A 13,102-nucleotide genomic window follows, 5' to 3' on the forward strand; every position below is an offset into this window, starting at 1 on the left:
GGGTGATTTCCTTGGAAAAGACCCCCTGGCGCGCGAGGTTTTTTCGCGCCATCGCTGCCTTCCTTGTCGTGCTGGCCATCGCCACGCCCGTACATGCCATTGAAAACCTCCGCAAATATGCCGGCATCGTCGTCGACGCCAAATCCGGCAAGGTCCTCTACGAAGACCAAGCGGATTCAAGGCGTTACCCGGCCTCCGTCGCCAAGGTGATGACGCTCTACCTGCTGTTTCAGGAATTGCAGGCCGGCAATCTCAGCCTCACCACCAAGATGACCGTCTCCAAGCACGCCGCTGCCGCCGTGCCGACCAAGCTCGGCCTGCGCGCCGGCTCGACCATTTCGGTAGAAGATGCCATCAAGTCATTGGTAACGCTGTCGGCCAACGACATGGCCCGCGTCATCGCCGAGCATATTTCCGGCACGGAAAGCAAATTCGCCGAGCGCATGACCGCCACGGCCCGCGCCATGGGCATGCGCAACACCACCTATCGCAACGCCTCCGGCCTGCCCGATGGCGGTCAGGTGACCACGGCCCGCGACCAGGCGATCCTGGGCATCGCGATCTATCAGCATTTCTCTCAATATTACAATTACTTCCAGACCACCTCCTTCAAATATGGCGGCAAGACCTATGGCAATCACAACCGGGTTCTTGGCTATATGGGCGCCGTGGACGGCATCAAGACCGGCTATATCAACGCCGCCGGCTCCAATCTGCTGACCGCCGCCCGCAAGGACAATCGCCACATCGTCATCGTCGCCTTCGGCTTCAATTCCGCCGCCGCCCGCGACGAGAAAGTCCGTCAATTGGTCTCCTCCTACCTGACCAAGGGCCGCCGGGGCGACTATTTGCAGACGGCGATGGTTCCGCTGCCCGGCCGCCAAGGCAATACCCAATTCGCCCTCGCCGCGCCGCGCAAGCCCACGCTGGCCATGCCGACGCCAATGCCCGATTTCCGCCTGGCTCAGCTCGTCGCCGGCAATGGCGCCCAGCCGCAGCAGGCCCCGGTTGCGGTGGCGGCCACCGCTCCGGTCCTGCCCACGCCCGTGCCGGCCGATCTCGGTCTGGCGCCGGCGGTCCAGGCCGCGAATGTCCTGGCCGCGCCGACCCAGGCGCAGCCGGATTATCCGAGCCAGGACGTCATCGGTGCCTGGCTGAGCGAAACCTACAATCTGGGCGCGCCGCCCGCTGCCCTTGGCCATACGGCGCCATCGGCCCCGCTCCTGCCTCCCGGTGAAGTAGAGGGCGGCACCGGCGGCCAGCCCGTCGACCTGATGCATTCCGGATCGGTTCAGACCGCCGCGGCAACCACGGCCCCGCCCGGCGCCTGGATCGTGCAGATCGGTGCCGGTCCTTCCGAGGACAGCGCCCGGGCAATGTTGTCCGACGCCGCGGGAAAGGTCGGTTCTCTCGGCGACTTCCGCTCCTATGTCGAACGCTTCGAAAAGAACGGCCAGATCTTCTACCGCGCCCGGTTCGTCGGCTTCGGCGACCGGAACGCGGCGGCGGCAATGTGCGACCGCCTCAAGGGTCAGGACCTCGCCTGCCTGGCGATGCAGGGTTGATCAAGACTGTGCGGCGCGGCGGATCAACCGCCGGCCGCAGGAACTGGATGGTCTGGCCTCACCGGCCGCCGGCCATCGACCGGGGAAGCAGCGATTTGGTGCTTGTGTATGGAGTAGCCCAATGAGTGACCGTAGTGCTCTTGTCGAACTGGCCAGCTTCATCGGCCGCTCCCCTCTGGCCTCTCCCGATCCCGCCATGCGCAACCGGGCCCTGGCCGGCATGACGGAGCGCATGCTGCCGCGGCAGCGCCGCTCCGTCGGCGATCTGCTCGCGGTGGTCATGACCCTGTCGGCCCGCACCCGCCGCATGGCGCAGGAGCCGGCGCAGGTGGAGATCGACGTCTTCGCCCCCGGCGGCAAGCGCGCCATTCGGCTATCCCTGGGCGAGTGATCCGCGGATCGCGGCGCTCAGATGAGCGCCACGATTTCCTTGCGCTTCCAGACGAACTGATACCAGCTTGCCTGCAAGACCAGCATCATGGTGAAGCCGGCCGCATAAGCCACCCAGATGCCGACAAGGCCGAGGCTGGTCTGGCTGAGCCAGATGGCGCCCGGAAGCTCGACCAGCAGGATGCAGGCCAGCGATAGCAGCATCGGCGCATAGACGGTGCCGCTGGCGCGCATGATCCCGGAAAACACCATGCTCCAGCCGAAACACAGGATGCTCCAAAGCACCACATGCAGCAGCGTTTCTGTGAGCGCGACCACGTCCGGATCGGTAATGAACAGGGCCACGACATGCTGGCTGAAAAGATAGGCAAGGACGATCAGGCCGCCGGTGATGACCAGATTCAAGATGAAGGCGATACGGGTGATGGCGCCCAATTGGTCGATCTTGCGCGCGCCGATGGCCTGGGCGGCGAAAATCGAGGCGGCGATGCCGATCGACATGGCCGGGAATTGCACATAGCTCATTACCTGACCCAGCGCGCCATAGGCGGCGGTCGCGTCCGAGCCGAAGCGGTTGACCAGGCCGATCACCACGATGCCGGCAATCGACGAGATAACCATTTGCAGGCCGGTGGGCACGCCGAGCTTCAATATCAGGCCGAGCAGCTTGAAATCGGGCCGCAGCATGGCGGCGAGCAGCACGCGATCAGGAGCGAGCGGCATCTTGCGGACGCGCATATAGACGAACAGGAACACCAGGACCGTCAGAAAGCCGGCAATCATCGCCCAGGCCGCGGCATTGACCCCCAATTGCGGCAGGCCGAACCATCCCTGAATGAGCGCCGGCGTCACCAGCAGGCTGACCATCATGGACAGGATGAGCGAGAACAACGGGGTAACCGTGTCGCCCACGCCGCGCAGCACCGATGTCACCACCAGGAACAGGAAAAAGCCGGGAATCCCGATCAGCACGATACGGGCGTAACCGACGGAGAGATCGCGGATATTCTCGGGGGCGCCGAGCACGGTCATGATCTGCTCGGCCCAGATGCCCCCGACGATGGCGACCACAATGCCCAGGGCCAGGGTGGCGCTCAGCGTCGTGCCGGTGACCTGCTTCACCTTGTCGATATTCCTGGCGCCCCAGGCCTGCCCGATCAGGATGGTGGACCCGGCCGACAGCCCGATGATGAAGCTCATCAGGAAGAACATGATCGGGAAGAAAGTCGCGGTGGCGGCCAGAGCCTCCACGCCGATCATCTGTCCGACATAGATCGAATTGATGGTTCCCGACAGCGCCTGCAGGATATTGGAGGCCATGAGCGGGATCAGGAACAGGCTGAACCGCTGCCAGAGCGGGCGGGTGGAATCGGGATTCATGGGAACGCTCCAGAAAAAGACATCGAATGGCACGTCACGGCGGGAATCCCCGGAGCCGGCATGGCGCTGAGCAATATTCAGCCCGCCGGAGGGACCAATTCACACCCCGGAATGAAGGTGCCGGCTGGACGGGCGCTGGAGGCTTGGCAATGACATTGCGGCCTCTCTACGCCCGCCATTCTGGGGCGTCAACCGGTCCGGCCCGGACCGGCCGCGTCTCGGCACCTATGCCCCTGGAATAGGACCACTTGTCATCGCCAACCCCGCCCTGCCCTGTGCTAGACAACGGCCATGTCTCAAGCCGCCACCACATTTGATTCTACCGTTGAACAATTCTTCGCCGGCGCCCGTGCCTGCCTGCCGGTCGCCATATCGGTCGCCGCCTATGGGCTGGTCTGGGGCGTTTTGGCGCGCGGCGCCGGCCTGAGCCCGCTCGAAGTGGTGCTGATGAGCGGGCTGGTCTTTGCCGGTTCGGCGCAATTCGTGGCGCTGGATCTGTGGACGGCGGTGCCGGCAACGCTGCCCATCGGCCCGCTGATCCTGGCCGCACTCATCGTCAATCTGCGCTATCTGCTGCTGACCGCCACCCTCCGCCCGCTCTATCCGGACCGAAAGCTCGGCCGTGGCGCGCTCAGCATGTATCTGGTGACCGACGAGAACTGGGCCATGACCGTCGCCGCCATGGCGCGGGGCGGCGGCAGCGTGGCATTTCTCATGGGCGGCGGCGCGCTCGCCTGGATTTCATGGATGAGCACCAATCTAATCGGCTATGGCCTTGGCTCGGCCATCGACGATCCGACGCGCTGGGGCCTCGATTTCGCTTTCACCGCGACTTTCCTGGCATTGCTGCTGGGCATGTGGAAGGGCAAGGGCGATCTCGTTCCCTGGCTGGTCGCCGCGCTCGCCGCCATCGTCACCGCCCAATATATCGAAGGCAGCTGGCATATCCTGGTCGGCGGCATCGCCGGCAGCTTCGCGGGCGCCCTGGTCGAGGTGCGCAAGCATGCACATATCGCCTGAAGCCCTATTGGCCATTCTCGGCATGGCCCTCGTCACCATAGCCGTCAAGGCTGGTGGCCTGCTGCTGGCCGACCGCCTGCCCCGCGAGGGCTTTGCCGCCGCCTGGCTCAAGCATATTCCCGGCGCGGTGCTTGCGGCGCTGGTGGCGCCGGCGCTGGTCACCGGCGGCCTCGCCGAGGTGATCGCCGCCTTAGCCACAGCGGCCATCTTCATCCTGTCGCGAAACCTCTTTGCCGCCATGGCAAGCGGCGTGCTGACCGTCTACTTCATGCGCCTCTGGCTGGGCGCCTAGTCCGGCCCGTCACCTTCAGGCGAACCGCACATCCGTCACCCCGTCCAGCGCCTTGATGCCGCCGGCGACTTCGGCGGTGACATTATATTTGCCGGGCAGCTCGATCTCGTATTCCCGCGCTCCGCCATCGCGAATGACCACGAAATTCACCCGCCCATTGCCGCCGCGCCTGAGCTGCGCCGTTGTCGGCCCAAGCGCCTTGGCATCGGCCACGAAGATGGTCAATTGCCGGTCCACCCGCTCCGCCAATCCCTCGATGGGCTCGGCGGAAATCAGCCGCAGGCTGATGCCTTCGGCGCGCTCGTCCGCCCCCACCTGGAGGATGACGGAATTGCCGGGTTGCAGCACGGCGCCGAATTCGTTGATCTGCTCGGAGAAGGCGATGCACTCAAAGGTGCCGCTCTGGTCCGACAGGGTCAGGATCATCATCGGCGTCCCCTTGCGGGTGCGCCGGTCATTGCGCGACGAAATGGTTCCGGCCAGCCGCCCTGCCCCGGCGCCATCCTTCACCGCCCGTTCGAAATCGCTCCAGCGCTGTACCCGCACTTTTTCGAACAGGTCGGCATAGGCGTCGAGCGGATGGGCCGACAGGTGAAAGCCGATCGCTGCCAGTTCGCGATCGGCGCGCTCGGTGGAATTCCACACGGCCACGCCCGTCGGCAGGCGGAAGGGCTCTTCCTCGACGGAGTCGAACATCGAGACCTGTCCGCTGCTGCGGTCGGCGGTCAGCGATTGGGCGGTGCCGATAACCGCTTCCACGGCGGCGAAGGCGACTTCGCGGCGCGGCGCCAGGGCATCGAAGGCGCCGGCATTGACCAGGGTTTCCAGCGTCCGCTTGTTGAGGACGCGCGGATCGACGCGGCGGGCAAAATCGCCCAAATCCTTGAAGGGCGTGTTGCCACGCATCTCGACGATGTGTTCCGCCATGGCGCGGCCGACGCCTTTTACCGCCGAGAGGCCGTAATGGACACGCTCGCTCTTCACCGAAAACACGACTTCGGACTGGTTGACGCAGGGCGGCACGACCTCGATGCCCTTCCTGCCGGCCTCGCGGCGGAAATCGGACAGCTTGTCGGTCTGCGCCATGTCGAGGGTCATGGAGGCGGCGTAGAATTCGTGCGGGAAATGTTCCTTGAGATAAGCCGTCTGATAGGACACCCAGGCATAGGCGGCGGCGTGGCTCTTGTTGAAGCCGTAATTGGCGAACTTGGCCAATAGGTCGAAAATCTGGTCGGCCAACGCCTCGCTGATGCCCTGCGGCCCGGAGCCTTCGCGGAAGCGAACGCGCTGGGCGTCCATTTCCGCCTTGATCTTCTTGCCCATGGCACGGCGGAGCATGTCGGCCTCGCCCAGCGAATAGCCCGAGAGAAGCTGGGCGATCTGCATCACCTGCTCCTGATAGACGATGATCCCATAGGTCTCGTCCAGCACCTCCTTGAGCGCCGCATGCGGATAATCCACCGGCTCGCGGCCATGCTTGCGGTCGATGAAGCTGGGAATATTGTCCATCGGGCCGGGCCGATAGAGCGCGTTCATGGCGATCAGGTCTTCGATACGGTCGGGCTTGAGCTCCATCAGCGCCCGCCGCATGCCGGCGCTTTCAAACTGGAAGATGCCGTAGGTATCGCCGCGCGCATAAAGCTTGTAGGTCGCCGCATCGTCTATCGGGATGGCGTCGATATCGAGGGTGATGCCGCGGTTTTTCACCATGTCGACGGCATAGCGGATGGTGGTCAGGGTCTTGAGGCCCAGAAAGTCGAATTTCACCAGTCCCGCCGGCTCGACCCATTTGAGGTTATATTGGGTGACCGGCATATCCGAGCGCGGATCGCGGTAGAGCGGCAGCAATTCCTGCAAGGGCCGGTCGCCGATGACGATGCCGGCGGCGTGGGTGGAAGCGTGGCGATAGAGCCCTTCCAGTGCCTTGCCGATCTCCACCAATTGGCCGACCGTTTCGTCCTCGTCCGCCATCTGTTTGAATTGCGGCACTTCCTTCATGGTCCGCTCGATCGACCACGGATCGGCCGGATTGGCGGGCACCAGCTTGCAGATGCGGTCGACCTGCCCATAGGGCATCTGCAATACCCGCCCCACATCGCGCAGCACGGCGCGGGCCTGCAGCGTACCAAAGGTGATGATCTGGGCGACCTGGCTCGAGCCGTATTTGTCCTGCACATAGTCGATGACTTCTTCGCGCCGGTCCTGGCAGAAGTCGATGTCGAAGTCCGGCATCGAAACGCGCTCGGGATTGAGGAAGCGTTCGAACAGCAGATTATAGCGCAGCGGATCGAGGTCGGTGATGGTGGTGGCATAGGCGACGAGCGACCCGGCGCCCGAGCCGCGTCCCGGCCCCACCGGGATATCGTGGCCCTTGGCCCATTGGATGAAGTCGGCCACGATGAGGAAATAGCCCGGAAACTTCATCCTTTCGATGATGTTCAGCTCGAAATCTAGCCGCTCGCGATATTCGGCCTCGGTCTTGCCCGGGGCGATGCCGGTGACTTCCAGCCGCTTGTCCAGGCCCTCGACGGCGATCCGGCGCAGTTCGGCCGCTTCCGCCGCCACCACGGCCTCTTCGCTGTCATGCGATCCGGCGGCGAATTTGGGCAGGATCGGGTCCCTGGTGCGCGGGCGATAGGCCACGCGGCGGGCGATCTCCACCGTCGAATCCAGCGCCTCGGGCAGGTCGGAGAACAGCTCCGCCATCTGGGCGCGGGTCTTGAAGAAATACTGGTCGCCGAGCTTGCGCCGCTCGGTCTGGGCCAGCACCGAGCCGCCGGCAATGGCCAGCAAGGCGTCATGCGCCTCGAACTCCTTCTCGGACTTGAAGAATGGTTCGTTGGTGGCCACCAGCGGAATGCCCTTGCGATAGGCATAATCGATGAGGCGCGGCTCGACAGCGGCTTCCAGCGGGCGGCCATGGCGCTGCAATTCGATATAGAAGCGGTCGCCGAAGCGATCGGCCAATAGATCAAGGCGGCGGACGGCATTGGCGTCCTGGCCATGGGCGAAGGCCATGTCGATGGCCCCTTCGGGACCGCCGGAAAGACAAATGATGCCCGACAGGCTATCGCGGGTCAGCCAATCCAGCCGGGCCCGCGCCAGGCCATCCTCGCCTTCAAGATAGGCGCGGGAGACGAGCTGCGAGAGGTTGGAAAACCCTTCCTCCGATTGCGCCATCAGCACGATGCTGGACTTGCCGGCCCAGGCCAGATGCCCGCGCTCGCTCAGCCGTTCCTCCGCCGCGGCGAAATCCACGGCGAGCTCGACCCCGATCAGCGGCTGGATGCCCTTCTTGGTGGCCTTTTCGGAGAATTCCAGCGCACCGAAAAGATTGTTGGTATCGGCTATGCCGAGCGCCGGCTGCCCGTCCTCGGCGGCGAGCTTGAGAATGGTTTCCAGCTGCAACGCTCCTTCGAGGAGCGAGAAAGCCGAATGAACGTGCAGGTGAATGAAGCCGGGGCCGCGCATATGCATCTCCTTGGCGGACTCTGTGGCACCGGCCTCGCAAGGTCAAACCACACAGCGCTCAATCCACAGCCATCACACCAGCTTGGTCAGGATATCCATCCAGGCCAGCGAGCCGATGGTGAACACACCCAAGGTAACGAAAGCGGCGAAGTCCTTGACGAAATCGAGCATCTCTATCTCCTGTGTTTCCGTATTGTTCTTATATGTTCGATATTTGTTCTCGTCCATACAGGAACATCGGTGAAACCGGGGACAGAGGTTAACTGGTTAGGAAATCGTTAGGAGCTTTCCGCTTTGGCGGAATCAGAGATTCCTGTGCCTCGCCCGTCTTGAGCCGGGCTATCGCCTCTTTACCGGATCGTGACGCGAGGGCTCTTGTCGCAGGTCCACAAAAAAGAACCCTCGCGTCAAGCGCGAGGGTGACGAACGTAGCCGCCAAGAATCAAACGGTGCGGAAACGCCGTGACGGCTGGCCCGCCCTACAGCGTATGCGGAACCACCAACCCGTTCTTGATCGTCACGATCCGGTCCGCCCGTCGGGCAAGGTCGTAATTGTGGGTGGCGATCAGGGCGGCGGCGCCTTCATTGCGGATGAGATCTTTCAGGGCCTCGAAAACGCGGTCGCTGGTTTCGGGGTCGAGATTGCCGGTCGGTTCATCGGCGAGGATGACGCGCGGATGGTTCGCGGCGGCGCGGGCAATGGCGATACGCTGCTGCTCGCCGCCGGAGAGTTCGGCCGGACGATGCTCGGCGCGCGGGGCCACGCCGAGCAGATCGAGCAGGTCCATGGCCCGGCCCTCCGCGTCCTTCTGCGAGCGGCCGGCGATCAATTGCGGCATGACCACGTTTTCGAGCGCGGTGAATTCGGGCAGCAAATGGTGGAATTGATAGACATAGCCCACCGTCGAGCGCCGCAATTGCGTTCGCGCCCGGTCGCCCATCCGGCTGGTGGGCTGGCCGACGATCTCGATCTCGCCCGATTGCGGCGATTCCAGCAGGCCGCAGAGATGCAGCAGGGTCGATTTGCCGGCGCCCGATGGCGCGACCAGCGCCACCATCTCGCCGCTGTCCACGACAAGATCGGCGGCTTCGAGCACGCGGACCATGCGCTCGCCTTCGCCGTAATGGCGATGCACGCCGGAAAGGCGCAGATGCGGCTTATTCATAGCGCAGGGCCTCCACCGGATCATATTGCGCGGCGCGCCAGGCGGGATAGAGCGTGGCGAGGAAAGAAAGGCCAAGGGCCATGCACACCACGACGGTCACTTCCACCGGATCGACACGGCTGGGCAGCGAGGACAGGAAGAAGACTTCCGGCGGAAACAGGGTCACGCCGAGCAGGTTGGAGATCGATGCGCGGATGGCCTCTGCATTCGACGCCACGATCAGGCCCAGCACGAAGCCGACCAGCGTACCGATAAAGCCGATGGCGGTGCCGGTGATCGAGAAGATGCGCATGATCGAGCCGCGCGTCGCGCCCATGGTGCGCAGCACCGCAATATCGGCGCTCTTGTCCTTCACCAGCATGATCAGGCTGGCGATGATGTTGAAGGCGGCGACGAGGATGATCATGGAGAGGATGGTGAACATCACCACCCGTTCCACCTGCAGGGCCGAAAAGAAAGTCTGGTTGCGTTCCTGCCAGGAGGTGAGGATCAGCGGTCTTATGCCGGGCGCCGATTGCAGGCGCTGCCGCATGACGCCTACGCCATCCGGGTCGTTGATGAAGATCTCGGCGGCCGAGACGCGCGCCACCCGTTCATAGGCGGCATCGATTTCCGCATCGCTCGCCAGCGGATCGAGCGGCCCCATGCCGGGCTTCAGCACCTCATCGACCAGTTTGAAATAATCCTGAGCCGGTTCGAGCGGCATATACATGAAGTAGGAATCGAACTCGACCATGCCGAGATTGAAGATCACATTGACCGGATAGGAGCGGATTTGCGGCGTCGAGCCGAACGGCGTCATCGTGCCTTCGGGATTGATGAGCTGCACCTGATCGCCGATGCCGACGCCGAGCGTCTGCGCCAGGCGATAGCCGATGGCGACGCCGCGGCTGTCGTCCCATTGGTCGAAGCCCCCCTGCTCCGCCCCATTGTAGAGCAAGGTCAACTTCCGGAGGTTTTCCTCATCCATGCCGCGCACGGTGGCGCCGGTGGACGAGCCGCGCCCCGAGGCCAGCACCTGGCCCTCGACGAAATAGACGGCGAAGCTGACGCCATCGACCTGCTCCAGCGCCGCCACCGTTTCCCGGTAATCGGTGAGCTGGCTTTCGATCGGATAGGCGGTGAAATGGCCGTTGAGGCCGAGAATCTTGTCCAGCAACTCGCCACGAAATCCGTTCATCACCGACATGACCACGATCAGCGTGGCGACGCCGATAGCGACCCCCACCATGGTCAGGCTGGCGATGACGGAAATGAACGCTTCCTTGCGGCGGGCGCGCAGATAGCGTCCGGCAATCATCCACTCGAACCGGGCAAAGGGGCGGGTTTCCCGGTTTGCCGGGACGTCTGGCGCGTTCGAGGTCAAATGTCGGTCATCCGCTGCGGTTCGATCAGGCTCTTGAGGCGCTCGACTGCCCCGCTTAGCGGCAGCGTCTCGCGCTCGCCGGTCTTGCGATGCTTGATCTCGACTTCGCCCGATTTAAGGCCGCGCGGGCCCAGAATGACCTGATAGGGAATGCCGACCAGATCCGCCGTGGCGAACTTCGAGCCGGCCGGCTGGTCGCGATCGTCGTAGAGCATGTCGAGACCGGCGGCATTGAACTCTGCATAGAGCGTGTCGCAGGCCGCATCAGTTTCGGCGTCGCCGGCCTTGAGATTGATCAGCACCGCTTCGAACGGCGCCACCGAAACCGGCCAGATAATGCCGTTCTCGTCATGGCTGGCCTCGATGATGGCCGGCACGACGCGGGTCAGGCCGATGCCGTAGGACCCCATATGAACAATGGTTTCCTTGCCGTCCTGGCCGGTGACGCTGGCCTTCATCGGCTCGGAATATTTGGTGCCGAAATAGAAGATGTGCCCGACCTCGATGCCGCGCGCCGATACGCGCTTGTCCGCGGGGACCAAGGCTTCATATTCGGCCTGGTCGACCATTTCCTCGGTGGCGGCGTAAAGCGAGGTCCAGTCGTCGAAAATGGGCTTCAGATCGCCGCGGAAATCCACGTCCTTGGGCGGGATGGGCTTGTCGAGCAGGTCCCTGTGGCAGAACACCTGGCTCTCGCCGGTTTCGGCGAGGATGATCCATTCATGGCTGAGATCGCCGCCAATGGGACCGGTATCGGCGCGCATCGGAATGGCGGTCAGCCCCATGCGGGCATAGGTGCGCAGATAGGCCACGAACATGCGCTCATAGGCCTTGACCGCGTCTTCCTTGGTCAGATCGAAGGAATAGGCGTCCTTCATCAGAAATTCGCGGCTGCGCATGGCGCCGAAACGCGGGCGCACCTCGTCGCGGAATTTCCATTGAATATGGTAGAGATTGAGCGGCAGGTCCTTATAGGACTTCACATAGGCCCGGAAGATGTCGGTGATCATCTCCTCATTGGTCGGCCCATAGAGGAATTCGCGCTCGTGCCGGTCCGCGATGCGCAGCATTTCCTTGCCATAGGCGTCGTAGCGGCCCGATTCGCGCCAGAGATCGGCGGACTGGATCGTGGGCATCAGCAATTCGATGGCGCCGGAGCGGTTCTGCTCTTCCTCGATGATGCGCTGCACTTTCATCAGCACCTTGTAGCCGAGCGGCAGCCAGGAATAGAGGCCGGATGCCTGCTGACGGATCATGCCGGCGCGCAGCATCAGGCGGTGCGAGACAATCTCAGCTTCCTTGGGCACGTCGCGCAGCACCGGCAGGAAATAGCGGGAAAGACGCATGAAAACTCCGAACAGGTACGTCGACTCGAGGGTTCTGTTGATGCCCACTCAAATCCTAACACTCCATTCGATGCAAGCATGCAAGCTATGCAGAATCTGCTTGGCAGAGCCAAAAAGTGTTGTTAGGGTCCGAGCCAATAAAACAAAGGTGGCCCAAACCGCCGGACGTCGACAACGTCAAGGGAGGAGCGTTGGCTGCCGCTTTGTAGCGCGCCTAAGACCAACGTATTGTCGGACAAACTCATTTCAGCGGGGCCCTCGTGCCCCGCTTTTTTGTTTGAGTTCAATGTATTATGGCCAGTGCTGAAACCTTCACGCGAATTGCGATGGCCCTGCCCGGCACGACGAGCGCGCCGCATTTCGACCGGGTCGCCTTCAAGGTGAAACGCAATTACGCGACGCTCGCGGCGGACGGGCTTTCGGCAAATCTCAAATTCACTCCCGAAGAGCAGGAACTGAAATGTCTGGTGGCGCCGGACATATTTGAGGCCATCGACAATGGCTGGGGCAGGCAGGGCTGGACGACGATCATGCTGGCGCCGGCAACCGAGCCGGATATCGCGGCTGCCTTGGCCATGGCGCATGCCCATGCGGTGAAGTAGCGCCCCTTCCCCGATCATCGCTCTCGCGCGCCCTCCCGGATCGTCACCCTCTCGCCCGTTTCCCAGATCGTCACCCTCGCGCTTGACGCGAGGGTTCTTGCGGCTACCCCCACAAACAAAAACCCCCGCGTCAAGCGCGAGGGTGACGAGTGGCGGTTTTGGACCGATCACACGGTCCCCCGCTCAGCGGTTCCAGTAATTATGCAGGGTCTCGTTGGAAACACCCCATATCAGCAGGGCAGTGAACACTGCCGCCAGCAGCGTCGCCAGCAATAGCTTGAAGATCAGCCGCGGCTTCAGCGGCGCGCCGGGATCGCCTCCGGCGACGGTTTCGACGCCGGCCTCGTGATGGCTTTGATTGCCGATGGGCAGCACCATGACGAGGGTGATCCACCAGACAACGAAATATACGGCGATGAGCGAACCGATTTGCATGGCCTATCCTTAACCCGCGCGCCGCTCCGGCGAAAGCGGCAACCTGCGGTTCCTATTGCCGCAGGGCGC

11 protein-coding genes are annotated in these 13,102 nt (G+C 63.2%); 5 read left to right on the forward strand and 6 right to left on the reverse strand.

Annotated features, from left to right (window positions below; all coding sequences use genetic code 11):
* Positions 1-2: 2 nt before the first annotated feature.
* Entirely contained in the window at positions 3-1,565 is a 1,563-nt protein-coding gene (locus tag O9Z70_RS07770) for a serine hydrolase (protein WP_286021895.1), read from the forward strand.
* A 121-nt stretch (positions 1,566-1,686) separates the two neighbouring features.
* Positions 1,687-1,956: a hypothetical protein gene (locus tag O9Z70_RS07775; RefSeq protein ID WP_286021896.1), complete on the forward strand. Its 270-nt coding sequence runs from the start codon at positions 1,687-1,689 to the stop codon at positions 1,954-1,956.
* Positions 1,957-1,973: 17 nt separating this feature from the next.
* Here the strand turns inward: O9Z70_RS07775 and O9Z70_RS07780 are convergent, their stop codons facing one another.
* Positions 1,974-3,335 carry an MATE family efflux transporter gene (locus O9Z70_RS07780; RefSeq protein ID WP_286021897.1) on the reverse strand — a complete coding sequence of 454 codons (1,362 nt, stop codon included), beginning with the start codon at positions 3,333-3,335 and terminating at the stop codon, positions 1,974-1,976.
* 291 nt (positions 3,336-3,626) lie between these two features.
* Between O9Z70_RS07780 and O9Z70_RS07785 the strand changes: the two genes are divergently transcribed.
* The gene (locus O9Z70_RS07785) at positions 3,627-4,355 is read left to right on the forward strand and encodes an AzlC family ABC transporter permease (RefSeq protein WP_286021898.1); all 729 of its coding nucleotides are present in this window, start codon (positions 3,627-3,629) and stop codon (positions 4,353-4,355) included.
* Entirely contained in the window at positions 4,339-4,647 is a 309-nt protein-coding gene (locus tag O9Z70_RS07790; protein WP_286021899.1) for an AzlD family protein, read from the forward strand. Before O9Z70_RS07785 ends, O9Z70_RS07790 begins: the two co-directional genes overlap by 17 nt.
* Before the next feature lie 15 nt (positions 4,648-4,662).
* Here O9Z70_RS07790 and dnaE read toward each other — a convergent pair whose 3' ends face one another.
* From dnaE to proS, 4 genes are all read right to left on the reverse strand, one after another.
* Positions 4,663-8,118, reverse strand: coding sequence for a DNA polymerase III subunit alpha (dnaE, locus tag O9Z70_RS07795; protein WP_286021900.1), 3,456 nt, complete (start codon positions 8,116-8,118; stop codon positions 4,663-4,665).
* A gap of 479 nt (positions 8,119-8,597) precedes the next feature.
* Positions 8,598-9,284: an ABC transporter ATP-binding protein gene (locus O9Z70_RS07800; protein WP_286021901.1), complete on the reverse strand. Its 687-nt coding sequence runs from the start codon at positions 9,282-9,284 to the stop codon at positions 8,598-8,600.
* The gene (locus O9Z70_RS07805) at positions 9,277-10,584 is read right to left on the reverse strand and encodes an ABC transporter permease (protein WP_286021976.1); all 1,308 of its coding nucleotides are present in this window, start codon (positions 10,582-10,584) and stop codon (positions 9,277-9,279) included. Before O9Z70_RS07805 ends, O9Z70_RS07800 begins: the two co-directional genes overlap by 8 nt.
* 62 nt (positions 10,585-10,646) lie before the next feature.
* Positions 10,647-11,996 carry a proline--tRNA ligase gene (gene proS / locus O9Z70_RS07810; protein WP_286021902.1) on the reverse strand — a complete coding sequence of 450 codons (1,350 nt, stop codon included), beginning with the start codon at positions 11,994-11,996 and terminating at the stop codon, positions 10,647-10,649.
* A gap of 293 nt (positions 11,997-12,289) precedes the next feature.
* Between proS and O9Z70_RS07815 the strand changes: the two genes are divergently transcribed.
* Positions 12,290-12,598, forward strand: a complete 309-nt coding sequence (locus tag O9Z70_RS07815) for an MmcQ/YjbR family DNA-binding protein (protein ID WP_286021903.1) — start codon at positions 12,290-12,292, stop codon at positions 12,596-12,598.
* Between the two features lie 183 nt (positions 12,599-12,781).
* Here O9Z70_RS07815 and O9Z70_RS07820 read toward each other — a convergent pair whose 3' ends face one another.
* Positions 12,782-13,033 (reverse strand): DUF1467 family protein, encoded by a 252-nt coding sequence (locus O9Z70_RS07820; protein ID WP_286021904.1) that lies wholly within the window; start codon positions 13,031-13,033, stop codon positions 12,782-12,784.
* Positions 13,034-13,102 lie beyond the last annotated feature (69 nt).

Source organism: Devosia sp. YIM 151766 (assembly GCF_030285925.1).
In the GTDB taxonomy this organism is placed as follows: Bacteria; Pseudomonadota; Alphaproteobacteria; order Rhizobiales; family Devosiaceae; genus Devosia.

Excerpts from the sequence above, each read along its gene's own strand:
- O9Z70_RS07775 (WP_286021896.1), top strand. The coding sequence starts at position 1,687 with ATGAGTGACCGTAGTGCTCTTGTCGAACTGGCCAGCTTCATCGGCCGC.
- O9Z70_RS07820 (WP_286021904.1), bottom strand. The coding sequence starts at position 13,033 with ATGCAAATCGGTTCGCTCATCGCCGTATATTTCGTTGTCTGGTGGATC.
- proS (WP_286021902.1), bottom strand. The coding sequence starts at position 11,996 with ATGCGTCTTTCCCGCTATTTCCTGCCGGTGCTGCGCGACGTGCCCAAG.
- dnaE (WP_286021900.1), bottom strand. The coding sequence starts at position 8,118 with ATGCGCGGCCCCGGCTTCATTCACCTGCACGTTCATTCGGCTTTCTCG.
- O9Z70_RS07790 (WP_286021899.1), top strand. The coding sequence starts at position 4,339 with ATGCACATATCGCCTGAAGCCCTATTGGCCATTCTCGGCATGGCCCTC.
- O9Z70_RS07780 (WP_286021897.1), bottom strand. The coding sequence starts at position 3,335 with ATGAATCCCGATTCCACCCGCCCGCTCTGGCAGCGGTTCAGCCTGTTC.
- O9Z70_RS07800 (WP_286021901.1), bottom strand. The coding sequence starts at position 9,284 with ATGAATAAGCCGCATCTGCGCCTTTCCGGCGTGCATCGCCATTACGGC.
- O9Z70_RS07785 (WP_286021898.1), top strand. The coding sequence starts at position 3,627 with ATGTCTCAAGCCGCCACCACATTTGATTCTACCGTTGAACAATTCTTC.
- O9Z70_RS07815 (WP_286021903.1), top strand. The coding sequence starts at position 12,290 with ATGGCCAGTGCTGAAACCTTCACGCGAATTGCGATGGCCCTGCCCGGC.
- O9Z70_RS07805 (WP_286021976.1), bottom strand. The coding sequence starts at position 10,584 with ATGATTGCCGGACGCTATCTGCGCGCCCGCCGCAAGGAAGCGTTCATT.